Origin of the sequence: Streptomyces globisporus (assembly GCF_003501885.1) — a bacterium.
Classification (GTDB): domain Bacteria; phylum Actinomycetota; class Actinomycetes; order Streptomycetales; family Streptomycetaceae; genus Streptomyces; species Streptomyces globisporus_D.
This window is the reverse complement of the sequence record NZ_QWFA01000030.1, coordinates 16,674-41,293: the sequence shown is the minus strand read 5'-3', so window position 1 is coordinate 41,293 and position 24,620 is coordinate 16,674. Positions and strand designations below refer to the sequence as shown.

The following is a 24,620-nucleotide window of genomic DNA, read 5'->3' as shown; positions in this document are numbered from 1 at the left end:
CCTCGGTCGTTCGACCTCCGGGAGCGGTTACGCCGCGTGCACGACGTCCTTCTCCTCGGCGAAGTGGCACGCCGACTCGTGCGCGGCGGGGGTGGCCGCCGCGACGAAGCGCTCGGGGATCGCCAGCAGGGGCTCCTCCGTCGCGCAGCGCTCCTCCGCCTTCCAGCAGCGGGTGCGGAAGCGGCAGCCCGAGGGCGGGTTCGCCGGTGACGGAACATCACCGGTCAGGATGATCCGGTCGCGTCCCTCACGGGCCGCCGGGTCGGGGACCGGGACCGCCGAGAGCAGCGCCTGGGTGTAGGGGTGCGTCGGGTGGTCGTAGATCTGCGTGTCCGTGCCGATCTCGGCCATCTTGCCGAGGTACATCACGCCGACCCGGTCGGAGATGTGCCGGACGATGGACAGGTCGTGCGCGATGAAGACGTAGGACAGGTTGAACTCGTCCTGGAGCTTCTCCATCAGGTTGATGACCTGGGCCTGCACCGACACGTCGAGCGCGGAGACCGGCTCGTCGCAGATGATGATCTCCGGGTTGAGGGCGAGGCCGCGGGCGATACCGATGCGCTGGCGCTGACCGCCGGAGAACTGGTGCGGGTACCGGTTGATGTACTCCGGGTTCAGACCCACGACGTCCAGGAGCTCCTGGACGCGGCGGCGCCGGTCGCCCTTCGGGGCCACCTCGGGGTGGATGTCGAAGGGCTCCCCGATGATGTCGCCGACCGTCATACGCGGGTTCAGCGAGGTGTACGGGTCCTGGAACACCATCTGGATGTTGCGGCGGACCGCCTTCAGCGCGCGCCCGGACAGCTTGGTGATGTCCTGGCCCTTGTAGAAGACCTCGCCGGCCGTCGCCCGCTCCAGGGTCATCAGGAGCTTGGCGACCGTGGACTTGCCACAGCCCGACTCGCCGACGATGCCGAGGGTCTCACCGGCGTACAGGTCGAAGGAGATCCCGTCGACGGCCTTGACCGCGCCGATCTGCTTCTTGAAGAGGATGCCCTGGGTCAGCGGGAAGTGCTTGACCAGGTTGCGCACCTGGAGGATCGGCTCGCCCTGGCTGACGGGCGCGTCGATGGCGGCTACGGCCTCCGCCTCGGTCGCGGCGCCCACCGTCTCCACCTCGGAGACGTTCGGGGTGGCGTCCACGGGCTCCTGCTCCTTCTTGAGCTCAGCCATGGATCGTCTCCTTCCAGAAGTGGCACGCGCTGCCGCGGCCGACCAGCTCGAGGCCGTCCTGCTCGGTCACCGGGGCGAGCGGCGGAATCTCGGTACGGCAGATGTCCTGTGCCTTGGGGCACCGCGGGCTGAAGGCACAGCCCGTGGGGATACGGGTCAGGTTGGGCGGCAGGCCCTTGATCGCGTAGAGCTCCTGGCCCTTCTGGTCCAGGCGCGGGATCGAGTCGAGCAGACCCCTGGTGTACGGGTGTGCCGGGCGGCTGTACAGCTCGCCGACCGGGGCCGTCTCCACGATCCGGCCCGCGTACATCACGGCGATCTTGTCCGCGACGTCGGCGACGACGCCGAGGTCGTGGGTGATCAGGATCAGACCCATGTTGTACTCGCGCTGGAGCTCGGCCAGCAGGTCCATGACCTGGGCCTGCACCGTCACGTCGAGCGCGGTGGTCGGCTCGTCGGCGATGATCAGGTCCGGCTCCAGGGCCAGCGCCATGGCGATCATGATGCGCTGGCGCATACCGCCGGAGAACTGGTGCGGGTAGTCCGAGATGCGGGCCGCCGCCGCCGGGATCTTGACCTGGTCCATCAGCTCGATGGACTTGGCCTTGGCCGCTTTCTTGGACAGGCCCTGGTGCACACGGAACATCTCGCCGAGCTGGTAGCCGACGGTGAGGACCGGGTTCAGCGAGGACAGCGCGTCCTGGAAGATCATCGCGATCTTGCTGCCGCGGATCTTCCGGCGCTCCTCGTTGGACATCTTCAGCATGTCCTGGCCGCGGAAGAGGATCTCGCCCTGCGTGATCTTCCCGGGCGGCATGTCGAGGATGCCCATGATGGTCTGCGCGGTCACGGACTTGCCGGAGCCGGACTCGCCGAGCACGGCGAGCGTCTCGCCGGCGCTGACGGTGTAGTTCACACCGTTGACCGCCTTGGCCACACCGTCGCGGGTGTGGAACTCCACGTGCAGGTCACGGACGTCGAGCAGTGGACCGTCGCCACTCACGGACTCCCGCGGTGCGGGGACGTGAGCCGTCTTGTCGATGGTGGTCACGAACGCCTCCCTCAGCGCATCTTGGGGTCGAGGGCGTTGCGGACCGCATCGCCGAACATCAGGAAGGACAGCACCGTGATCGAGACCATCACCGAGGGGATGATCAGGACCGTCGGAACGTTGCGGAGCTGGTCCTTCGCAGCGGAGACATCGATACCCCACGAGACCGTCGGCTCGGCGAGGCCGATGCCGAGGAACGACAGGGTGGCCTCGGCGGCGATGTAACCGCCGAGCGCGATGGTGGCGACCACGATCACCGGAGCGATGGCGTTCGGCAGGATGTGCCGCGTCATGATCCGGGTGGTGGAGGCGCCGAGGGCCTTGGCGGCGACCACGTAGTCGGCCTGCTTGATCGTGATGACCGAGCCACGGGCGACACGGGCGATGGACGTCCAGCCGAGGAAGGACAGGGAGAGGATGACGACCCAGACGGAGCGCTCCTCGAAGGTGGTCAGGATGACCATGGCGCCGACGATGAAGGGAACACCGAAGAAGACGTCGGTGATCCGGGAGAGGACCGTGTCGATCCAGCCGCCGAAGTATCCGGCGAGCATCCCGATCACCAGGCCGGTGATGGTGACCGCGATGGTCACGATCACGCCGACCATGATGGACGCGCGGGCTCCGTAGATCAGACGCGCGTAGATGGAACGGCCCTGGACGTCGTAGCCGAGCCAGTCGGGGGCGAAGAAGTGTCCCCAGTTCGGCTTCTGGAGGTAGTGCTCGGCCAGGTTCGCGTCGCGCGGCGAGGCGCTGGTGAACAGGCCCGGGAAGATCGCCATGACGGTGAGCAGCAGGATCAGCACCATCGAGACGAGGAAGAGCGGGTTGCGGCGCAGGTCGTGCCAGGCGTCGGACCAAAGGCTGCGCGGCTTGCCGGGCAGGGGGCCGGAGTCCGTGGTGGTCGGCGTCTGAGCTGCGGCGGCCGGAGCGTCGGTGCTCTTGGAGAGTGCGGTGGTGTCAGGCATACCGGATCCTCGGGTCCAGGACCGCGTAGAGCAGGTCGACGAGCAGGCTGCAGACGAGGTAGACGATGACGAGCAACGTCACGATCCCGACGACCGTGGCGCCCTCACGCTTGGACAGGGCCTCGAAGACGAGTGACCCGACGCCCTTGATGTTGAAGATGCCCTCGGTCACGATCGCGCCGCCCATCAGAGCGCCGATGTCGGTGCCGAGGAAGGTGACGACCGGGATGAGCGAGTTGCGCATCAGGTGGATGCCGACGATGCGGCGGCGCGGCAGACCCTTGGCGACAGCCGTACGGATGTAGTCGGCGCGGATGTTCTCGGCGACCGACGTACGGGTGAGCCGGGCCACGTAGGCGAGTGACAGCGACGCCAGCACGATGGCCGGCATGATCAGCTCGCCGTTGGTGGGTTCGAGACTCACGTTGGGCTTGGCGATGCCGAGCTGGAACGCGAAGAAGTACTGAACGAGGAAGCCCAGCACGAAGGACGGCATGGAGATCAGCACCAGCGTCAGACCGAGCAGACCGCGGTCCCGGAGCGATTCCGCCTTCAGACCGGCGATGATGCCGAGCGAGATACCGGCGACGACCGTGAAGACGAAGGCGAAGATCGCCAGTCTGACGGTGATCGGGTAGGCGTCGGCGATGACTTCGGCGACCGGACGCTGCGTTCCGATCTGCTGGCCGAAGTCGCCCTGGAACAGATTGCCCAGGTAGTTCAGATACTGCTGCCAGATCGGCTGGTCGAGACCGTACTCGGCCTTCAGAGCGGCGATCTGCGAAGCATCTACGTGCTGTTCACCGGCAAGTGCTCTGACGGGGTCGCCGGGCAGTGCGTACATCATCAGGAAGACCAGCAGGGTCGACCCGATGAAGACCGGGATCATCTGGAGCAGTCGTCGTGCGACATAACGCCCCATGGGTGCCTCCGTGTGGGGATAACTGCGGCGTGGGGGCCGCCTCTTCGCAGAGACGACCCCCACGCCTCCGGCCGCGCCGACGGGCGGCACGGGCGGATGACGGCCAGTTGGGGAATGACCCGCAGGCGTTACTTGGTGGTGACGCCGGTCAGTTCGAGGTCACCGTGGAAGTCGACCTTGACGTTGTCGACGTTCTTGCCGTGGCCGCCGTTGATGGCGTAGTACCAGAGCGGGATGGCGGGCATCTTGTCCACCAGGGCCTTCTCGACCTCCTGGTAGGCGGCGACGGACTCCTCCAGGGAGTCGGCCTTGTCGCCCTTCGCCATCAGCGCGTCGATCTCCTTGTCGTTGAAACGACCGTTGTTCGACTCCGCCTTGGAGTGGTAGAGCTCCTTGAGGAAGTTCACGTTGACGGGGTAGTCGGCCACCCAGCCACCGCGGTAGACACCCTTGACCTCGTTGTTGTCACGCGCTTCGAGGTCGGTCGGGAAGTCCGGCTTGGCGTCGCCCACGCAGTCGACCCCGGTGGCGTTGCGGATGGACTCGCAGACAGCGGTCACCCACTCCTTGTGCCCACCGTCGGCGTTGTACTGGATGGTGAACTTGTTCTCCGGGACACCACCGCCGGCCTTGATGAGCTCCTTGGCCTTGGCCGGGTTGTACTTCAGGATGTCCGAGTCGAGGGTCTGGTTGCCCTTGACCTGCGGCGGCGTGAAGCTCGTCGCCGGGATGCGCGTGCCGTTCAGGACGGTCTTCGTGATGGTGTCACGGTCGATCGCCATGGACAGACCCTGGAGGACCTTGGGGTCGATGTCCTTGAACGTCTTGGAGTAGAACGCCGGGACCAGGGTCTGGATCGCCGCGTACGGCTGGTCGATGGCGCCGTCACCGAGGTCCGTCTTGTACTTCGGCAGGTCACGCGGGCCGACCTGGCGGATCATGTCCAGGTTGCCGGAGACGAGGTCGGTGTACGCGGCCTCGACGGTCGAGTAGTTCTTGAACTGGATGCCCTTGTTGGCAGCCTTGTTCGGACCCTGGTACTCGGGCCAGGCCTTGACCTGGATGAGCTTCTTGTGGGTCCACTTCTCGAACGTGTACGGGCCGTTGCCGATCGGCTTCTGGCCGAACGCCTTCGGGTCGTCGTAGAAGACCTTGGGCAGCGGCGCGAACGTCGCGTAACCGAGCTTGTAGTTGAAGTACGGGACCTTCTCCGCCAGCTCGATGGTGAAGGTGGTGTCGTCCACGGCCTTCAGGCCGGACATCTCCTTGGCCTTGGGCGCACCCTTCTCGGGGTGGACGTCCTCGTAGCCCTTGATGTCGGAGAACCAGAACGCGTTCTGCTGCTTGTTCTCGACGTTGGCGTACCAGTTCCACGCGTCGATGTACGACTGCGCGGTCACGGCCTCACCGTTGTGGAACTTCCAGCCGGCCTTGAGCTTGACGGTCCACGTCTTGGAGTCCTCGGTCTCGACGGACTCGGCGTTCGTGTAGACGATCTCGCCCTTGTCGTCGAAGTCCAGCAGCTGGGTGAACAGCGACTGGATGACGTAAGAGCCGTTGCTCTCGTTCGTGTCGGCCGGCATCAGAGGCTTCTGGGGCTCACCGACGTCGATCGAGACGTATCCGGCGGGCTGCCCCGACGTGTTCTTCTTGCCTTCGTCGCTGCTGTCGCCGCCGCCACAGGCAGTCGCGGCCAGGGCGATGACGGCCGCTCCCGCGACCCACTTGGCGCTCTTGGCACCGCGCATGGGTTTCCTCCTCATGAGTCCACTTTTGACTACAAGAAGGGCACTGGAGAGATTCACCGACACCCCTGACGGTGATCGTTCAGTGCCCCGAGTGTGCTCGTGAGTCGGCACTCCCCACAGTGCGTGACCCATTGACCCGAGCTCAATGGAGCCAACTATTGAGTACGGCCGGGCTGTAAACCACACTTAAAGGGTCTCGGTTTGACAACATCAGACCCCCCCGTGTGCCCGAAATCCGGACAAAGCGATCCCAGACAGACACGCCCGAAACGGACTGTTAACACATGTTCCGGAGAGCGACCCCCGATATCCGGACACCGCGGTCAGGAAAAGCAATTGACGAAGGCCCGGCCCACCACAGTGTCCGTGGTGGGCCGGGCCTTCTGTCAATGCCTGTGCTGACGGTCCGTCCGACGGGGCGATCCACCCCCGGACGGACCTTCGCATACGGAGCGTATGCCTCCGACCGCCCCCGGGCCCCCGGAAGGGCTCAGGGGAGGCTCAGGGGCGTCTCCTGGCTCCGTGTCAGCCGTTCTTGGCGCGCGAGGCGGCGCGGCTGCGCTCACGCTGGTCCAGGACGACCTTGCGGATCCGCACGGTCTCCGGGGTCACCTCGATGCACTCGTCCTCGCGGCAGAACTCCAGGGACTGCTCCAGCGACAGCTTGCGGGCCGGGACCACGTTCTCCGTGGTGTCCGCGGAGGCCGCACGCATGTTGGTGAGCTTCTTCTCCTTGGTGATGTTCACGTCCATGTCGTCGGCGCGGGAGTTCTCGCCGATGATCATGCCCTCGTACACCTCGGTGCCGGCCTCGGTGAAGATGACACCGCGCTCCTGGAGGTTGACCATCGCGAACGGCGTGACCGAGCCCGCGCGGTCGGCGACCAGCGAACCGTTGTGACGGGTGCGCAGCTCGCCGAACCACGGCTCGTGGCCCTCGAAGATGGAGTGCGCGATGCCGGTGCCGCGGGTCTGGGTGAGGAACTCCGTACGGAAGCCGATGAGGCCGCGGGACGGGACGATCCACTCCATGCGGACCCAGCCGGAGCCGTGGTTCGTCATGGTCTCCATACGGCCCTTGCGGGTCGCCATGAGCTGGGTGATGGCGCCGAGGTGCTCCTCGGGAGAGTCGATCGTCATGCGCTCGATCGGCTCGTACGTCTTGCCGTCGACCTGCTTGGTGACGACCTCGGGCTTGCCGACGGTCAGCTCGAAGCCCTCGCGGCGCATCTGCTCGACCAGGATGGCGAGCGCCAGCTCACCACGGCCCTGGACCTCCCAGGCATCGGGGCGCTCGGTGTCCAGGACACGGAGGGAGACGTTACCGATCAGCTCGCGGTCGAGGCGGTCCTTCACCTGGCGGGCGGTGACCTTGTGGCCCTTGCCGCCCTTGCCGACGAGCGGCGAGGTGTTGGTGCCGATGGTCATCGAGATGGCGGGCTCGTCGACCGTGATCAGCGGCAGCGCGATCGGGTTCTCCGGGTCGGCCAGGGTCTCGCCGATCATGATGTCCGGGATACCGGCGATGGCGCAGATGTCACCGGGGCCCGCCACCTCGGCGGGCTTGCGGGTGAGCGCCTCGGTCATCAGCAGCTCGGTGATGCGGACGTTGGACATGGTGCCGTCGCGCTTGATCCACGTGACGGTCTGACCCTTGCGCAGCTCGCCCTGCTCGACGCGGCAGAGCGCGATACGGCCGAGGAAGTTGTCGGCGTCCAGGTTGGTGACGTGGGCCTGGAGCGGCGCGGCCTCGTCGAACTCGGGGGCCGGAACGTGCGCCAGGATCGTGTTGAAGAACGGCTCCAGGCTGTCGCTGTCCTGCGGGACGGTGCCGTCCTCGGGCTTGGTCAGCGAGGCGACGCCGTCACGGGCGCAGGCGTAGACGATCGGGAACTCGATCTGGTCCTCGTCCGCGTCCAGGTCCAGGAACAGGTCGTACGTCTCGTCGACGACCTCGGCGATCCGGGAGTCGGGACGGTCCGTCTTGTTGATGCAGAGGATGACCGGCATCCGCGCGGCCAGCGCCTTGCGCAGCACGAAGCGGGTCTGGGGCAGCGGGCCCTCGGAGGCGTCGACGAGCAGCACGACGGCGTCCACCATCGACAGACCACGCTCGACCTCGCCACCGAAGTCGGCGTGACCGGGGGTGTCGATGATGTTGATCGTGATCGGGTCCCCGCCGTCCTTGGGGTGATACTTCACCGCCGTGTTCTTGGCGAGGATCGTGATGCCCTTCTCACGCTCCAGGTCGTTCGAGTCCATCATCCGGTCGTCGAGCGACTCGGCAGCGTGCGCGGCGAAGGAGCCGGCCTGCTTGAGCATGGCGTCGACCAGCGTGGTCTTGCCGTGGTCGACGTGGGCGACGATGGCTACGTTACGGATGTCGTGGCGCGTGGGCATGGGTGGCTTGCGCTTCTCTCGGATCGTGGGATCAGGCGTCTCAGTCGGTCTTCGAGTCCTCGTACGCCCGCCGGGCGGCACGCCACGGCTCGTCCCATCGTACGGGCCTCGGGCGCGCCGGGCTTCCCGGGCCGATCCGCGAAGGCGGTCTTCCCGTGTGATTCAGGCGATATTCAGCCGGTGTCAAGGTACTGCCGGGCCATGGACATGGCCGGAATGGGGCGGAGCTGCGGTGGAACCGCGGTGGAGCTATGTGGGGGGTGAGGAGAGGTGAAGCGACGAACGGCCCGGGTCAGGGCAGAAACCACACTGCCCGCCGGGCGAACCGGCGGGCAAGGGTTTTGAGGTGCATCTGAGCTTGGCGGCGGAAGGGTGTGGTACTTACCCGCTACTTCTTGCGGTCTGCGGGGGAACCTGCTGCTTGCCGGTTCTTGAACCCGATGTCCTGGTACCGGGGGGCGGCGAAGCCGAACGCCCCGACGTTCGCGAGCTTCTTGTCGACCGCGACGAGCTGCGGCCGCTGGAAGAGCGGAATCGATCCGGCGGCGGCCCAGATCCGGGCGTCCGCCTGCTTCATCAGCTCCCGGGCGGCCTTCTCGTCCAGCTCGGCGGCGGCCTTGTCGAAGAGCTGGTCGATGTGGTCGGTGCCGACCCGGGTGTAGTTCTGCTCCACGAGGAGCGATCCGTCGGTGGCGGGCTCCGGCTTGGCGTAGATCGGGCGTCCGTCGGTGGCGGGGTAGGCGGTGGCGGGCCAGGAGTAGAGCGCCAGGTCGTACGCGCCGGAGGCGATGTGGTCCTTGAAGTAGCTCTCGTCGGGGACCTTGGTGATCTCCGTACCGACGCCGATCTTCTCCAGCATCACGGCGATCTTGTCGCCGACGCTGCGCAGCGACTGGGAGCCGGGTCCGGAGGGGAGCACGAACCGCAGGGTCAGCGTCTTGCCGTCCTTGCCGAGCTGCCCCTTGGCCGCAGCGGGCGCCGGGGCGGCGGTGCCGACGGGGGCGTACGCCCCGGCCGCTCCCCCGGGCTGCTTGTCCGTGGCGGCGACGGCGCCGTCCTCACCGAGGACACCCGCCTGGCGGAGCAGAGCGGTGCCCTGGGCGGCGGCGGTACGGGCGGGGGCCAGGACATGGACGGCGGAGGCGCTGGCGACGGTGGCGGGAGCGGGGGCGCCCGGCTTGTTGTCGTCGCCGACGATGTAGAGGCCCTCCTCCCGGGAGGCGGCGCTGTCCTCGGAGGCCTGGTCGGCCTTCTTGCGCTCGGCGGCGGAGTCCTCGGTGCTGTCCTTCTCGGTCTTCTTCCCGTCCTTCTCGGTCTTCTCGGTCTTGGCGTCCTTGTCCGCCTCGGCGTCCCCGGCGGTCTTCTTCTCCGCCTCGGCCTCGTCGTCCTTGCCGCCCTTCTTCTCCGCCTCGCTGCCCGCCTTGGTGTCCTTGGGCGGTTCGGCCGCGCCGCCCCGGGTCCAGCCGGCGTCCGCCAGCAGGGCCTGGGCCTCCTTGGTGTTCTGCTCGCCGAGCGCCCCGCTGCCGTCCTTGTAGCCGGGCTGCCCCGCGAGGGCGAGGTGGCTGCCGAGCGGCTTCGCCGGCAGGCCCAGCGGCCCCAGCACGGTCTGGGCCAGCTCCTGGCGGTCCAGGGCGCGGGCGACGGCCCGGCGGACCCGGTCGTCGGCGAGCGGGCCGGACTCGCCGTTCAGCGCGAGCTGGGTGTAGGCGGGCTCCAGGGACTTGCGGACGGCGAAGTCGCGCAGGGCCTTCTGTTCCGTGGCGTACGCGACGACGGCCTTGCGGTTCTTCTCCCGGGCGGCCTGCGCGATCTCCGCCGCGTCCTCGTCGGAGCCGTGCGCCTGGGCCCAGGAGCGCAGGGCCTGGGCGGGCGTGATCTCGGAGCCCGGGCCGTGGTTGAGGGGCTGGCCGTTGCTGCCCCGGTCGCGGCGGGCGAGCGTGATGCGGTCGGCGGTGGCCGCGTCGATGTCGGCGATGTCCACCGTGCCGTCGGCGAGCGCCTGGGTACGGTCCTTCGCGGCGACCGCCCGGAAGACGAGGGTGTCCAGCTTGGCCTTGTCGCCCCACCAGCGCGGGTTGCGGGCCAGTGTGACGGTGCCCTTGGACTTGCTCATGCTCTTCAGAACGAAGGGCCCGGCGGTGGTCTTCAGGGTGGTGCGCGCGCCGTCGTTGAAGGCGTCCGGCGACCCGGTGATCTCCTTCGGGTAGAGCGGCGAGAACAGCGAGCGCCAGTCGGCGTACGGCTTGGAGAACGTGACCCGCACCTGGAGGTCGTCCGCGCCCCGCTCGATCTTCTCGATGCGCTCGTAGCCGGAGTTGCGGGCGGTCCAGAACGCGGAGTCCTTGCCGCGGAGCGCCCGCCACTGGGCGACGAAGTCGGGGGCCCCGATCTCCCGCCCGTCGCTCCACACCGCCTGCTGGTTGAGCTTGTAGAGCACGACCTGCCGGGGCTCGCGCTCGATGACCTTCGCGGACTCCAGGTAGTCCGGGTTGAGCTTCGGCTGCCCGGTCCTGTCCATCGGGAAGAGGGTCGGGAGCAGGGCTCCGGTGATCCGGGTGGTGGCGCTGTCCGCGTCCGCCTGGAAGGCGTTGAAGGTGGCGGGCAGCGCGTCGACCGCCCAGTTCGCCGTCGACCCGTCGGCGACCGTCTCGCGGGCGGCGGGCGCGATGTCCTGGGGCACGCCCCGGGCGGTCTCCTCGCCGCCGGAGCTGCACCCCGCCAGCACGGGGATCGTGAGCACCCCCGTCGTGAGGAGCGCGAGCGATCGGCGCTTTCGAACCGTCCCGCGCGGGACGCCGACGTGGGACATGGCTGATACCTCCGGGGCCGGCCCGGACCACCCCGTACCGGAATGGACCGGATAGTGCGTATGTGGTGGCATTTGCAGTTGATCACACTGATTCCTTCCACTTACTGAAAGCGCCCCTTCGCGCGAGGGGGCGCCGACACGACGACCGGGAGCCGCAAGCTCACCCACCCGGAGGAACGTTCCGCCCGACCCGGCCGACGGGCTCCCCGCGCACGGCCGCCCGTCACCCGGGGGCAGCTCGTACGTCACCGGAGGGGCAGCCCGCGCGACCCGGATGACCTTGCCCCTCGCGCGCCCCAGGATCTAGGGTGAATGCGCTTTCACGAGTCTCGTGATCGCCTCGCCCGGCGCGCGGACAGCCGGGCCGGTACCAGCACCCGCACCGCCGGACGCGGGGCTGCGGAAGAAGAAGCGGACGGACGGTGGGTCCAGTGAGCGCCCCCACGGTGTACGACGTCGCCGAGCGGTCGGGCGTCTCCATTGCCACGGTCTCCCGGGTCTATCGGAACCCCGATTCCGTACGCGCCCGGACCCGCGAGAAGGTCATGGAGGCGGCCCGCGAGCTGGGGTACGTACCGAGCGGCAGCGCCCGGGGCCTGGCCAGCCGGACCACGGGCGTGCTCGGGCTGTGCTTCCCCGATTTCGCGGACCAGGACGCCGAGACCGCCGCCGCCGCGAGCGACGCGGACGACGACCAGGCCGTCATGCTCTACTCCGACCAGGTCATCCGGGGTATGGAGCGGGCGGCCCGGCGGCACGGCTACGCCCTGTTGATCGCCGCCTCGCTGGACGGCGGGCCGGAGAGCCTGGTGGCGAAGGTGGCGGGCCGGGTGGACGGCTTCGCCGTGCTCGCGCAGACGGTGCCGATCGAGGACCTGGAAGTGATATCGCGCCGGCTGCCCGTGGTGATGCTCTCCGGACCGCGCGAGATCGACCATCTGGACCACATCGTGGTGGCCAACGCCGAGGGCGAGCGCGAGCTGACCCGCCATCTGATCGAGGACCACGGGCTGCGCCGGCTGGCGTTCATCGGCGGCGAGGAGTACTCGCCGGACGTCGAGGCCCGGTTCCGGGGATTCCAGGAGGCCTGCCGGGACGCGGGCCTTCCGGTGCCCTCCCGGCCGGAGGTGCGCGCCGGGATGATGATGCAGGCCGATGGTGCGCTGGCGGCAAACGCCCTGCTCGACCGGTCGGAGGGTACGGGGGTGGAGCGGCCGGAGGCGATGCTGTTCGCCAACGACCAGATGGCGGTCGGGGCCCTCCAGGCGCTGGAGCGGCGCGGAGTGCGGGTGCCCGACGACATCGCCGTGACCGGGTTCGACGGGATTCCGCTCAGCCGGATCGTCCGCCCGCCCCTGACGACCGTCCGGCAGCCGATCCGGCACCTGGGCGAGCAGGCGGTGGAGCTGCTGGTCCAGCGCCTGGCCGACCCGGGCCGCGCCCCGGTCTCGCTGGAGCTGCCGGTCTCGGTGACCCGCCGCGCGAGCTGCGGCTGCGGCTGACGCGGGCATTGCGGGTGCTTTTGTCCGCACATATAAGCAGCGTTTTTCACACAGGGCGCTGATTCGGGGCTGGGAGGGCACAAGCACCTCCTACCCGAGGAGGCTGTGGTGAGCGAGAGAACGGGACTGGCCGCAGTACTGACGGCCGCGAGGGCTGCCGCGCCGGTGCATTCGCTTGATGTCGTGGCGCGCGATCTGCGCACCAGGTTCGGCGCGCGGTACGTGTCGTTCCTCTTCGTGGACCTGGTCGGCAGCCGTCTGCTGCGGGTCAACGACACGGACGGCGCCTCTCACGAGGGCCGGACCGAGAGGGTTCCGCTGGCGGGCAGCGGCATCTACGACAAGGTGCTGCGTTCCCAGAAGCTGGTGCAGGTGAACCAGAACGGGCAGGGCCAGCGCGTCCTCGCCCCGGTGACCAACCGCGGTGACGCCATCGGCGTACTGGAACTGTTCCTGGACGCCGTCACCGAGGAGGTGTTGGCACAGGTCGAGGACGCCGCGCACGCGCTGGCGTACATCATCGTCACCGACCGCCGCTTCACCGACCTCTACCACTGGGGCAACCGCACCACGCCGGTCAGCCTGGCGGCGGAGATCCAGCGCCAGCTCCTGCCCTCCGCCCCTTCCTGCGACGCGGCCGAGTTCGCCCTCGCCGGGGCTCTGGTCCCGGCCGCCGACATCGCCGGGGACACCTACGACTACAGCCTCGACAACAGCGACCTCCATCTGTCGGTCACCGACGCCATGGGCCACGACGTCAACGCCTCGCTGATCGCCACCCTCGTGGTGAACGCCTCGCGCGGTGCCCGCCGCGCCGGAGCGGATCTCGCCGACCAGGCCCGCCAGATGCATCAGGCCCTGCTCGACCACGGGAACGCCACCTTCGCCACCGGGCAGTTGCTCCGCGTCGCCCTGGACGGGAGCCGTGCCCAGCTCGTCAACGCCGGCCACCCGGGGCCGCTCCGGCTGCGCGACGGCTCGGTCGAGGTGATCACCCCGCAGGTCGACATGCCCTTCGGTTTCCCCTCCCAGGGGCCGTACCAGGTGCAGGATCTCGACCTGCGCCCCGGCGACCGACTCGTGCTGTTCACCGACGGTGTGCAGGAACGCGAAGCGGCCTCGGTCGACCTGCCCGGGACGCTGCTCCGCACCGCCGCCGAGCACCCGCGTGAGGTCGTGCGCACGATCGTCACCGCTGTCGCCGACGCCTACGGCGGCCACCCGCCGAAGGACGACGCCACCGTCCTGTGCCTGGACTGGCGCGGCCCCCGGAGCGGGCCCCACACCCCGGAGGCCTGAGCCCGCGGCCGGCCCGGCCGACCGGGCCCGGGCCGGGCCGGCGGCCGACCTCTCAGGCCCCGGCCCTCAGGCGGCCGGGGCCAGCCGCTCCCCGAAGAACCGCGTCCGCCGCGCGTCCAGCTCCGCCGCCTCGGCCACCATCCCCCGGTACGCGAAGTGCCCCGCCGTCAGCACCTGGAGCTCACGCTCCCCGGCCAGCGCGTTGTGTACGGCGAACTGCCCCGGCGGCGGCACCGACGGGTCGAACAGCGCGGCCGCGACCAGCGTGGGCAGCGTCAGCCGGGTCGCCGCCGTCGCCGCGTCGAAGGAGCGCAGGACCTCCGCGACCTCGGGGTGTTCGCGGTGGTGCGCCCGGACCGCCTCGCCGCTGCCCGCACAGGGCAGGGTCAGCCGCAGCGGGTGGTTGCCGAAGGTGGGGACGGTGAGCTGGGCCGCGCCGAAGCGGTCGTCCCAGGGCAGCGCGAGGGCCCCGAGCCCGCCGCCGAAGCTCTCGCCGAGGTAGCCGAGGCGGGGCCCGCCCGGCTGCCCGGCCGCCGCCAGCTCCGGCACCAGCGCGGTGAGGGCGGAGGCGGCGCACCACAGGTCGGCCACGCAGTCCCCGATGACGTACGACGTGCGGGAGCCGATGCCGTGCAGGACGTGCGCGTCGGCCACGTCCGGAATGCCGGCCACCCGGCTCCGCTCCCCCATGCCCCGGACGCACGGCAGGATCACGGCGGCCCCGGGCAGCGGCGCCGGCAGGTCCCGGCCGGGCTCGTGGCGGCCGCCGTACCCGTGCCCGACGACGAATCCGTACCGCACCGGACCTTCGGCGGGCAGCGCGAGCCAGCCCCCGAGCCGGACGCCGCCCACGGAGGTGAAGGCGACCCCGTGCACGCGGACGCCGTCGCGCTCCTCCTCCACCGGGCCGAGGACCGGCGCCGGGTCCACCGCACGGGCTCGCGCGTACCGGCCGCGCCAGAACGCGTCGAAGTCGCCGGGGGCGGGCGGGGCGGAGATCTCCAGCAGCGCGTCCGGCGCGTCGTACCCGTAGGCCGGGTCGAACGGGAAGTCGTGGGAGAGCGCGACGGATGAGGCCATGCGGCGAGGGTAGACGCCGACTCACCGGCGGGACGTCCGCCCCCGGGGCGACGAATCGGTCACATCGCCTGTTGTTCCCCAAACGCCGCGTTTACGGTTCAACGACAGGACGTCGGAAGTCGGGCGACAAGACGCCGAGCGCGTTGCACGAGTGTGACCCACCACCCTCTTGCGGATTCCCGAACGTCTGGAGCAGAGTGATGTATGCGCTTACAGGCAGCGCATACATAGCGCATCGCGCAGCATCCGGAATGCTCAAGGAGGAGCCCTCCCATGTCCCGCATCGCCAGAACAGCTCCTGTCGGCATGGCGCTCGCCCTCGCCGTGACCCTCTCCGCCTGCGGCTCCTCCGGCGGCGACGTCGCGGCCGACGAGAAGCAGACGCTCACCGTGTGGGCCATGGGGGCCGAGGGCGAGAAGCTCGCGGACGTGGCCGAGGTCTACGAGAAGGCCAACCCGAACATCACGGTGAAGGTGACCCCGATCGGCTGGGACGTCGCCCACCAGAAGCTCGTCTCGGCAGCGGCGGCGGGCACCCTGCCCGACGTGGCGCAGATGGGTGGCAGCTACATGGGCGAGTTCGCCGAACTCGGCGTGCTGGAGCCGGTGGACACCAAGGTCTTCGAGAAGAAGGACTTCTTCCCGGCGGGCTGGGAGCAGGGCGAGGTGGACGGCACGGCGTACGGCGTGCCGTGGTACGTCGACACCCGTGTCCTCTACTACCGCACGGACCTCGCCGAGAAGGCGGGCGTGAGCAAGGCCCCGGCGAACTGGAAGGAGCTCCAGGACCTGGCGGGCGCGTACCAGAAGAAGGCCGGTACGAAGTGGGGGCTGTCCATCCAGCCCAGCGGCCTGGACACCGTGCAGAACTTCTACTCCTTCCTGTACTCGGCGGGCGGCGAGATCGTCAACGACAAGGGCGACGCGGTCATCGACAGCCCGGCGGCGGTCAAGGCGTTGAAGGAGTACGGCAGTTACTTCGACAAGGGCCTCGCCAACAAGTCCGTCCAGCCCGGCTACGACGTGGTGAAGGACTTCGGCAACGGCCGGGTCCCGATGTTCTTCGGCGGCCCCTGGCACGTGACGCTGCTGAACGAGGGCCAGCCGCAGATCAAGGAGAAGTGGGCCATCGCCCCCGTCCCGGCGGACGCCTCCTCGACCTCGATGGCCGGCGGTTCCTCGCTCGTCGTCTCCAAGGACAGCGAACACAAGGCGGCGGCCACCGAGTTCATCCAGTACCTGACCGACACGAAGGGCCAGTCCGACTGGTACGAGCGGACGAAGGACCTGCCCGCCAACACCTCCGCTTGGGAGTCCGGCGTCCTCGCCGACGACGCCGACCTCCAGACCTTCAAGCTGCAGATGGACACCGCCAAGTCCTCGCCGCCCCTGGCCAACTGGACCGAGATCACCGACAAGGTGGACCAGGCCATCGCCAAGGTGACGCAGGGCAAGGCTTCCGCCGAGGACGCGCTGAAGACTGCGCAGTCCGAGATCGAAGACCTCGTGAAGCAGTAGCCATGACCACCACGACCGAGAAGGCTGCAGGGCCCGTGAAGGCGGGGGCTGGAGCATCCGCCGCCCCTGCCCCGGGCGGCGACCGCAGCAAGCGGACGCTGGGCATGCAGAACGCGGCGGGCTGGCTGTTCTCCACCCCGTTCCTCGTGCTGTTCGCCGTCTTCATGGCGTTCCCGATCCTCGCCACGCTGGCGATGAGCTTCACCGACTTCGGGCTGCGCAATGTGACGCGCCCGTGGGAGGCGGAGTTCATCGGATTCGAGAACTACGTCGAGCTGTTCGGCGACGAGAAGTTCCTCAAGTCCCTCTTCAACACGGGGTACTTCGTGGTCGTCGGCGTGCCGCTGACGATCGGGATCGGGCTGGTCGTCGCCGTCCTGCTGAACAACGGCATCGACCGGGCACGGACCTTCTTCCGGGTCGGTTTCTACGCCCCGGTGGTCACGACCATCGTCGCGGTGGCGGTCGTCTGGCGGTTCGTGCTCGATCCGAGCGACGGGCTGATCGCCGGCCTCTTCTCCGAAGTGGGCCGGACCGCACCGGACTTCCTCGGCTCCGAGACGCTGGCGATGCCGTCGCTGATCGTCATGGCCGTCTGGCGGAACGTCGGCACGGTGATGGTGCTGTTCATCGCGGGCCTCCAGGCGATCCCCACCGAGGTGCGGGAGGCGGCGAAGCTCGACGGTGCGAGCGTCTGGCACGAGTTCCGGTCCATCACGATCCCGCTGCTGCGCCCGACGGTGCTGTACGCCACGGTGATCACGACGATCGGCTACCTCAACGTGTTCGAGGAGCCGTTCGTGATGACGCAGGGCGGCCCGTCCGACTCGACCCTCACGGTCTCGCTGAACATGTACCGCGAAGGGTTCAACTTCTTCCACATGGGCTACGCGAGCGCCATGGCGTACGTCCTGTTCGTGGTGATCATGGGCATCACGGTGCTCCAGCTCCGACTGCTGAAGGACAACACGAAATGAGCGCCACCAGCAGCGCCCCTGTCGAGAACCTGGACAAGGGGTCCCGTCCGAAGCGGAGCATCACCCGCCCCCTGGTCTACGTCCTGCTCTCGCTCGGCCTGCTGGTCATGTCGGCGCCCTTCCTCTGGATGGGGATCTCCGCCTTCAAGACCCAGAGCGAGCTGTCGGCGAGCCCGCCGGTGTGGATCCCCACCGAGTGGACGCTGACCAACTTCCGGCAGCTGCTCGACAAGCTGGACCTGCCGCTGTACTTCATGAACTCGGTGATCGTGGCGGTCCTGGTGACCGTCTCGAACCTGGTCTTCTGCTCGATGCTCGGCTACGCCCTGGCGAAGCTGAAGTTCGCCGGCCGCAACAAGATCTTCGGCCTGGTGCTCGGTGCGCTGATGGTGCCCGGCAACCTGATGCTGCTGCCGCTGTTCGTGCTGATGAGCAAGCTCCAGCTGATCGACAGTTACGCGGGTCTGGTGCTGCCGTTCGCCGCCGGGGCCTTCGGGGTCTTCCTGATGCGCCAGTTCATGCAGTCGATCCCGGACGAGCTGCTGGAAGCGGCCCGGATGGACGGCGCGAGCGAGTGGTACATCTTCTGGCGGATCGTGATGCCGCTGGTGAAGCCCGCGCTCGCGACGCTGTCGATCTTCACGTTCCTGGGTTCCTGGAACAACTTCGTCTGGCCGCTGATCGCGACCAACGACCCCGACAAGTACACCCTCCCGGTCGCCCTGGCGACCTTCGCCACCGACCCCAACAAGGCCGGCGGCTCCAACGGGATGCTGATGGCCGGGGCCTTCCTGATCGTGCTGCCGGTGCTGGTCGTCTTCATCGCGCTGCAACGGCACTTCACTCAGGGCATCGCCACGGCGGGCATGAAGTAGCGGCCCGCGCCGAGGCACTTCACGTAACAGAGACCGCGCCACACCCCCTGAGGCACCCCGGCGCGGGCACACCCCACACCACCACCAGAAAGACATGTCGCGATGACGAACACCCCTGCCCCGAACCGGCCGACGACGGCTTTTGTACCGTTCCCCGAGGGCTTCCTCTGGGGCGCGTCCACGGCCGCCCACCAGATCGAGGGCAACAACACCGACTGCGACTGGTGGGTCAAGGAGCACGCCGTCGGCACCCACATCGCGGAGCCGAGCCTGGACGCCTGCGACAGCTACCACCGCTGGCCCGAGGACATGGACCTGCTGGCCTCCCTCGGTTTCACCGACTACCGGTTCTCCATCGAGTGGGCCCGCATCGAGCCGGTCGAGGGCCGCTTCTCGCGCGCCCAGCTCGCCCACTACCGGCGGATGGTGGAGGGCGCGATCGAACGCGGCCTGCGCCCGATGGTGACCCTGCACCACTTCACGGTCCCGCAGTGGTTCGAGGCGCGCGGCGGCTGGACGGCCGAGGGGGCGGTGGAGCTGTTCGCCCGGTACGTGGCGGCGTGCGCCCCGGTGATCTCCGAGGGGGTCTCCCACGTCTGCACGATCAACGAGCCGAACATGATCGCCGTGATGGCGGGCCAGGCCAAGCGCGGCGACAACAGCTTCCCGCCCGCCGGCCTGCCCACCCCCGACGACGAGACGACCGCGGCCGTCATCGCCGCCCACCACGCGGCGGTGAAGGAGGTCCGGGCCCTGGACGCGGGCATCCAGGTCGGCTGGACCATCGCCAACCAGGTCTACCAGGCCCTCCCCGGCGCGGAGGACGTCACCGCCGCCTACCGCCACCCGCGCGAGGACGTCTTCATCGAGGCGGCGCGCGGGGACGACTGGATCGGCGTGCAGTCCTACACCCGTACGCGGATCGGCCCCGACGGACCGATCCCGGCGGCCGACGACGTCGAGCGGACGCTGACGACGTGGGAGTACTACCCGGGCGCGGTCGGCGAGGCGCTGCGCCACACGGCCGAGGTGGTCGGGGACGTGCCGCTGATCGTCACGGAGAACGGCATCGCGACCGCCGACGACAGCCGCCGCGTCGACTACTACACGGGCGCTCTGAGCGAGGTCGCCTCGGCGCTGGAGGACGGCCTCGACATCCGGGGCTACCTGGCGTGGAGCGCGCTCGACAACTACGAGTGGGGCACGTACAGGGCCACGTTCGGCCTGATCGCGATCGACTGGGAGACCTTCGAGCGCACCCCGCGCGACTCGGCGAAGTGGCTGGGATCGCTGGGCCGCACGCGCGAACTGCCACGCACGGCAGCGTGATTCCGGCATCTCCCGATCCTCGGGGGCGCCGTGATACCAGCGTCTCCCGACACCGGGGACGCGCAAATCCCGGCGTCGCCCGACACCTGGGGGACGCCGGCTAATCCCGGCGTCGCCCGACACCCGGGGGACGCCCCTCACACGGGGAGCCACCTGACGGCTCCCTCCGGCCCGGGAGCCGGCGGACCCTGACGACCGCCGGCTCCCGAGCCGCCCGCACGAGCACTGTTCCCCTCTCCCCCTTCTGCCACCAGGAGCCGGACCGATGGACCGTCGCACGTTTCTCACCGCCGCAGGGACCGGGGCCGCGGCCCTCTCGCTCGGAGCCGTGACAGCCCCCGCAACCGCATCCGCCGCAGCCCCCGCCCACGCGCGTCTCCTGCGGACCTGGTTCCGCGACACGTACCGCTCGATCGAGGCGATGACGACCGGCTTCGGCCTGGTCACCGACAAGATCGACCTCAGCGGTCCCGGGGCCCCCGCCCAATCCCCCCAGACATCACCGACGAACATCGGCTGCGGCCTGTGGTCGACGGTGGCCGCCGCGGGCCTGGGCGTGATCGGCGAGGGAGCGATGCTCCGGTCCCTGACCCGTACGGTCACGGCGGTGGAGAAGCTGGAACGCCACCATGGCTTCTGGCTCAACTGGTATGACGCGCACGACGGTTCGGTGCTGACGGAGTGGCCCGGCACGGGCGCCCCGGTACGCCCGTTCCTCTCCTCGGTGGACAACGCGTGGCTGGTGACGGGCCTGCGGATCGCCGCCGACGCGGCCCCGGCGCTGCGCCCGCGCATCGACCGCATCCTGGCCACGGCCAACTGGTCGTACTTCTACACGCCGTACGACCCGGCCGACCCGGTGGCGGGCCCCGGCCAGCTCCGGGGCGGCGTCTGGACGGACACGGACGAGCCGACCCCGCACCACTACGGCGCGCTCAACACCGAGCCGCGCATGGCGAGTTACCTGGGCATCGCGGACGGTTCGCTCCCCGGCGACCACTACTGGCACCTGCTGCGCACGATGCTCCCGGAGCACGAGCAGGAGCAGAAGCCCGGCGGTGGTCACGTCACGGTCGACGGCGTACGCGTGTGGAACGGCCACTACACACACCGCGGCCGGAAGGTGGTCCCCACCTGGGGCGGCTCGATGTTCGAGGCGCTGATGGCGCCGCTGTTCGTGCCGGAGCCGGAGTGGTCGCCGCGCGCGTGGGGCGTGACCCACCAGCGTTACGTACGCGGCCAGATCGACCACGGCCTGCGGGAGGCGCAGTACGGCTACTGGGGCTTCTCCCCCTCCAACGTCCCCGAGGACGGCTACCAGGAGTACGGGGTGGACGCGCTCGGCATGCAGGTGGACGGTTACGCCTCCAACACGGACCGCACGCACACCACGGACGGCGAACCGCTGCCGCCTCCCTCGGCGTTCACCAAAGGTGTCGTCACCCCGCACGCCTCGTTCCTGGCCCTGCCGTACGCCGGCCGGGAGGCGGTGGCCAACCTGCGCTCCCTGGAAAGGGACTTCGGTGCGTACGAGGACGGCCTCGGCTTCCGCGACTCGGTGAACGTGTCCACGGGCCGGGTCAGCGACTTCATGCTCGCGCTGGACCAGGGGATGATCGTCGCCGCACTGGCCCAGGAGCTGCGCCCGGGCCTGCTGCAACGCCCTTTCCGTACCGGGGGTTTCCGGTCCCGGGTGCGGCCGCTGCTGGAGCGGGAGCGGTTCTCGATCTGAGGGGGCTTCACCCCCGAACCCCGGCCCCCTCCAGCATGCGCCGCTGGTGCTCGCGCCCGATCGTCTCGTAGCCGAGCACGGTCACGAAGGGCGCGAGCATCACGACAACCAGGCACACGGCCAGCGGCGCTGCCGTCACGGCCAGCAGGCACGCTGCCAGCAGGACCGCCAGGGTCAGGCCGATCAGGAGCAGGTGGAAGCGGTCCGCCGCCGAGAGCAGCAGGGTGTGCAGCAGGTAGACCACCAGAAGGTAGAGGGCCACCGGGAGGGCCAGGGCGAGGACGACCGTCGTCTCGGAAACCTTCGTATGGTGTTCCAGGTAGAGGCCCGCGACGTGCAGCCCGGCACCGGCTCCGGCGACACCGATGAACAGGGGGATGTGGCCGTAGCCGAAGAGGTAGCCCCGGTTGCGGCGGCGCTCCAGGATCTCGCCGAACGGGGTCGCGAAGTAGACCCACCACATGCCGAACGTCAGACCGACCCCCGCGACCACGACCGCGATCGCGTTCCCGGTCCAGGCCGTTCCGTCGGCCCCGCCCAGCAGTTCGCCCGATGAGGCGACGGTACCGACCACGCTCTCCCCGAGCACGATGATCGCAAACAGGCCGTACCGCTCGGCCATGTGGTGCGGGTGCCACGGCGTGCCGCCCGCCGCTCCCTGGGCGAAGACCGGCAGGGCCAGTTCCAGCGCGCCGAGGACGACGAACGCCGTGAACACGACGTAGAGCGGCAGTCCGACGAAGGCCAGGACGACCCACCCGGCCTGGGCGATCACCGTCCAGCGGATGTTGGCCAGGCAGACGCCCCGGAACTCGGGGGCCTCCCGGGCGGCACGCGCCCACTGGAACACCATCGCGACCCGCATCACGACGTACCCCGCGACCGTGGCGCGCAGTTCGAGATGGCCGCCCTCGTCGACGGAGTGGAACATGGCCGGGAGGCCCAGCGAGAAGACGACGACTCCGATCATCTGGACCATCGTCAGGACCCGGTAGAGCCAGTCGTCGGTGGCGAAGGCCGAGGCGAACCAGCTGAAACTGATCCAGGCGACGCTGATCGCGAACATCGCCATGACGAACGCGGTTACCGCGTGCGCCAGGTGCCCCTCGGCCAGCATCTCGGCGAACTGCGACGACGCCGTACCGACCGCGACGACGAAGGTCAGGTCGAACAGCAGCTCCAGCGGTGAGGAGGCCCGCCCGTCCTCGTCGGGGTCACGGCCGGTCATCGGGATGAGCCGGCGCCGCGACCGGCCGGATAGATGGGGCCTGCTGCTTTTGTCGCTCATGTTGCTTTCCGGGTGTTCTGACATGCGTGCCATCATTCCCAGGCGGGGCCGTCACGGCGGTGAATCACACGCCGTCACGCGGATCAACGTGCGGGTACTCCCCCGCGAGTCCGGCGGCCACCGCCGCGAGCGTCGGATCGGTGGCGTTACGTACCGTGCCGCCGATGCTGATCGCGGTGCCGGACGAGAGCTGCATCCGCCGGCCGATCGGCAGCCCTGCCGTGATAAAAGGCCAGTTGCAGCACCTGGTCGACTCCACCACGCAGTCCCACACCATGCTGCAGATCGCCCCGTTCAGCGTCGGTGAGCAGCGGCCCTTCAACCGGCTGGTGAACCCGACCGAAACCACGACCCCGCAGTGGGTCAAGTCCTCCTGCAGCGACAACGGCGGTTCGTGCGTCGAGGGGCCCCGCGTACCGCGTCCGCCACCGGCATCGCCCCCGTACGCGACGCGAAGAACCCGGGCGGCCCGGCCCTGGCCGTCGCCGCCGACGCGTTCACCTCCTTCGTGGCGGGCGTCAAGGCAGGCGGCTTCGACACCACCGCCGCCACCGCTCCGGCTGCGCCCCACCGTGCCCGCATGGTGGGGCGTCCCGCCGTCCGGGTGAGCCTGCGGCCTACACTCCCGGCGTGACAGTCATGAAGCCGGTGATCCGCCCGGCGGTCCCGGCCGACCTGGACGCCGTCGCCGAGATCTACACGTACTACGTCCGCCACACCGTGATCACCTTCGAGGAGAACCCTCCGCCGGTGGCCGCCTGGCACCAGCGCCTCGACGACCTCGCCGCTCGTAGCCTGCCGTTCCTGGTCGCCGAACTGTCCGGCGAGGTCGTCGGCTATGCCTACGCAGGCCCTTGGCGCCCCAAGCCCGCCTACCGGCACACCGTGGAGAACTCGATCTACCTCGCCCCCGGCCGCACGGGACGAGGTCTGGGCGGAGCGCTGCTGGAAGCCCTGCTGACCGCCTGCACCGGGACTCACGTACGCCAGATGATCGCCGTCATCGCCGACACCGGCACTGACACATCCGTCGCCCTGCACCGCCGTTACGGCTTCACCGACGCGGGCAGGCTGGCCGCCGTCGGCTTCAAGCACGACCGCTGGATCGACACCCTGCTGATGCAGCGGACGCTCGGCCACCCGGCGACGGATGCCACAGACCTGCATCACTGACCTGCGGAGCACGGCATCAGGACCGGTCCGCCCGTCCGTCAGCTACCGCTCGGACCGGAGCCGACCACCCGGCGAGCCGACGGTCGCCCCGGATCGTGATCTACTTCCGTCGTCCTGCTGACCGACGAGGAACCGAGGCGATGACCGACCACTGCTGCGAGGTGATGACGACCCGGGTGAACTGGCACTGCGACCGGCACGACACCCCCTCCACCTGCCCGGACGCGCAGATTCGCTTCAGCGCCAGGTTCCAGGAGTACGGGTTGGTCATCCATGACGGCGGCGCATCGACCCTCGGGATCGACTTCTGCCCGTGGTGCGGACAGCGCCTCCCCGAGTCCCAGCGGGATCGCTGGTTCGATGAACTGGAGCGTCGCGGGATCGATCCATGGGAAGACCCGATCCCGGCCGAGTTCCAGGACGAGGGCTGGCTTGCTCCGCCGCGTCAGGAACGGGACGACCGTTGATCTGCTTCTGAACCGGGTTCCCTCAGCGCCCTTTTTCTGGCGCGGGCGCGACCCACGGCCTGGTTCGCGCCTTCCAGGGCCATGACGATGAGAACGACAGTGATCAGGCGCAGCCACCACGGAAAGCCGAAGAACTCCCCGCACACATAACCCGTGCCGATCGATATCACGAATCCCGCCGCGAACGGGAGCGTCTTCACCTCGCCGTTGGAGGAGGTCGACCCCGATGGTGATGTCATGCCGAAAGCACGTCCTTCCTGTGACTGATCAGATCACGGAAGAACTCGCCGCGTTCATCGGCGCATT

19 protein-coding genes and 2 pseudogenes are annotated in these 24,620 nt (G+C 69.1%); 11 read left to right on the top strand and 10 right to left on the bottom strand.

The window, feature by feature from the left end; all coding sequences use genetic code 11:
* Positions 1 to 27: 27 nt before the first annotated feature.
* From D3105_RS07710 to D3105_RS07680, 7 genes are all read right to left on the bottom strand, one after another.
* A complete protein-coding gene (locus D3105_RS07710) occupies positions 28 to 1,176 on the bottom strand; it encodes an ABC transporter ATP-binding protein (protein ID WP_118901329.1) in 1,149 nt (382 codons plus the stop codon).
* Positions 1,169 to 2,227, bottom strand: coding sequence for an ABC transporter ATP-binding protein (locus tag D3105_RS07705; protein WP_118901326.1), 1,059 nt, complete (start codon positions 2,225 to 2,227; stop codon positions 1,169 to 1,171). Before D3105_RS07705 ends, D3105_RS07710 begins: the two co-directional genes overlap by 8 nt.
* 11 nt (positions 2,228 to 2,238) lie before the next feature.
* Positions 2,239 to 3,195, bottom strand: a complete 957-nt coding sequence (locus tag D3105_RS07700; RefSeq protein WP_118901324.1) for an ABC transporter permease — start codon at positions 3,193 to 3,195, stop codon at positions 2,239 to 2,241.
* Positions 3,188 to 4,117 (bottom strand): ABC transporter permease, encoded by a 930-nt coding sequence (locus tag D3105_RS07695; protein WP_097873792.1) that lies wholly within the window; start codon positions 4,115 to 4,117, stop codon positions 3,188 to 3,190. Before D3105_RS07695 ends, D3105_RS07700 begins: the two co-directional genes overlap by 8 nt.
* Before the next feature lie 128 nt (positions 4,118 to 4,245).
* Positions 4,246 to 5,865: a peptide ABC transporter substrate-binding protein gene (locus D3105_RS07690; protein ID WP_118901321.1), complete on the bottom strand. Its 1,620-nt coding sequence runs from the start codon at positions 5,863 to 5,865 to the stop codon at positions 4,246 to 4,248.
* A 525-nt stretch (positions 5,866 to 6,390) separates the two neighbouring features.
* Positions 6,391 to 8,265 (bottom strand): translational GTPase TypA, encoded by a 1,875-nt coding sequence (gene typA / locus D3105_RS07685; RefSeq protein ID WP_118901319.1) that lies wholly within the window; start codon positions 8,263 to 8,265, stop codon positions 6,391 to 6,393.
* A gap of 388 nt (positions 8,266 to 8,653) precedes the next feature.
* A complete protein-coding gene (locus D3105_RS07680; RefSeq protein WP_118901315.1) occupies positions 8,654 to 11,074 on the bottom strand; it encodes an ABC transporter family substrate-binding protein in 2,421 nt (806 codons plus the stop codon).
* Between the two features lie 431 nt (positions 11,075 to 11,505).
* On the opposite strand from D3105_RS07680, the gene D3105_RS07675 reads away from it, so the two are divergent.
* Positions 11,506 to 12,576 carry a LacI family DNA-binding transcriptional regulator gene (locus tag D3105_RS07675; RefSeq protein WP_118901312.1) on the top strand — a complete coding sequence of 357 codons (1,071 nt, stop codon included), beginning with the start codon at positions 11,506 to 11,508 and terminating at the stop codon, positions 12,574 to 12,576.
* 105 nt (positions 12,577 to 12,681) lie between these two features.
* Complete coding sequence (locus D3105_RS07670; RefSeq protein WP_118901309.1) at positions 12,682 to 13,875, top strand: PP2C family protein-serine/threonine phosphatase; 1,194 nt, start codon at positions 12,682 to 12,684, stop codon at positions 13,873 to 13,875.
* A gap of 66 nt (positions 13,876 to 13,941) precedes the next feature.
* Here the strand turns inward: D3105_RS07670 and D3105_RS07665 are convergent, their stop codons facing one another.
* On the bottom strand, positions 13,942 to 14,955 hold the full coding sequence (locus D3105_RS07665; RefSeq protein ID WP_118901306.1) for an acetylxylan esterase: 1,014 nt from the start codon (positions 14,953 to 14,955) through the stop codon (positions 13,942 to 13,944).
* 273 nt (positions 14,956 to 15,228) lie between these two features.
* Here D3105_RS07665 and D3105_RS07660 point away from each other — a divergent pair, with 273 nt between their 5' ends.
* The 5 genes from D3105_RS07660 (at position 15,229) to D3105_RS07640 (ending at position 21,386) form a co-directional block, all read left to right on the top strand.
* The gene (locus tag D3105_RS07660) at positions 15,229 to 16,473 is read left to right on the top strand and encodes a sugar ABC transporter substrate-binding protein (RefSeq protein WP_118901303.1); all 1,245 of its coding nucleotides are present in this window, start codon (positions 15,229 to 15,231) and stop codon (positions 16,471 to 16,473) included.
* 2 nt (positions 16,474 to 16,475) lie between these two features.
* Positions 16,476 to 17,450 carry a carbohydrate ABC transporter permease gene (locus tag D3105_RS07655; protein WP_118901300.1) on the top strand — a complete coding sequence of 325 codons (975 nt, stop codon included), beginning with the start codon at positions 16,476 to 16,478 and terminating at the stop codon, positions 17,448 to 17,450.
* Entirely contained in the window at positions 17,447 to 18,325 is an 879-nt protein-coding gene (locus tag D3105_RS07650) for a carbohydrate ABC transporter permease (RefSeq protein ID WP_118901297.1), read from the top strand. Before D3105_RS07655 ends, D3105_RS07650 begins: the two co-directional genes overlap by 4 nt.
* A 102-nt stretch (positions 18,326 to 18,427) precedes the next feature.
* Positions 18,428 to 19,654 carry a glycoside hydrolase family 1 protein gene (locus D3105_RS07645; RefSeq protein ID WP_118901294.1) on the top strand — a complete coding sequence of 409 codons (1,227 nt, stop codon included), beginning with the start codon at positions 18,428 to 18,430 and terminating at the stop codon, positions 19,652 to 19,654.
* A 265-nt stretch (positions 19,655 to 19,919) separates the two neighbouring features.
* Positions 19,920 to 21,386: a glucoamylase family protein gene (locus D3105_RS07640; protein WP_118901290.1), complete on the top strand. Its 1,467-nt coding sequence runs from the start codon at positions 19,920 to 19,922 to the stop codon at positions 21,384 to 21,386.
* 7 nt (positions 21,387 to 21,393) lie between these two features.
* On the opposite strand, the gene D3105_RS07635 is transcribed toward D3105_RS07640, so the two are convergent.
* Complete coding sequence (locus D3105_RS07635; protein WP_118901286.1) at positions 21,394 to 22,674, bottom strand: low temperature requirement protein A; 1,281 nt, start codon at positions 22,672 to 22,674, stop codon at positions 21,394 to 21,396.
* A gap of 164 nt (positions 22,675 to 22,838) precedes the next feature.
* On the opposite strand from D3105_RS07635, the pseudogene D3105_RS35230 reads away from it, so the two are divergent.
* The 4 genes and pseudogenes from D3105_RS35230 to D3105_RS07615 form a co-directional block, all read left to right on the top strand.
* Positions 22,839 to 22,934 (top strand): annotated as a pseudogene (locus tag D3105_RS35230) (Scr1 family TA system antitoxin-like transcriptional regulator); the annotation flags it as partial.
* A gap of 69 nt (positions 22,935 to 23,003) precedes the next feature.
* Positions 23,004 to 23,218 (top strand): annotated as a pseudogene (locus D3105_RS35225) (DUF397 domain-containing protein); the annotation flags it as partial.
* A 95-nt stretch (positions 23,219 to 23,313) separates the two neighbouring features.
* The gene (locus tag D3105_RS07620; RefSeq protein WP_118901278.1) at positions 23,314 to 23,847 is read left to right on the top strand and encodes a GNAT family N-acetyltransferase; all 534 of its coding nucleotides are present in this window, start codon (positions 23,314 to 23,316) and stop codon (positions 23,845 to 23,847) included.
* Positions 23,848 to 23,987: 140 nt separating this feature from the next.
* Positions 23,988 to 24,314 (top strand): DUF6980 family protein, encoded by a 327-nt coding sequence (locus D3105_RS07615; protein WP_118901275.1) that lies wholly within the window; start codon positions 23,988 to 23,990, stop codon positions 24,312 to 24,314.
* Here D3105_RS07615 and D3105_RS07610 read toward each other — a convergent pair.
* Positions 24,293 to 24,514: a hypothetical protein gene (locus tag D3105_RS07610; protein ID WP_206272680.1), complete on the bottom strand. Its 222-nt coding sequence runs from the start codon at positions 24,512 to 24,514 to the stop codon at positions 24,293 to 24,295. The genes D3105_RS07615 and D3105_RS07610 overlap by 22 nt on opposite strands.
* Positions 24,515 to 24,620: the final 106 nt, after the last annotated feature.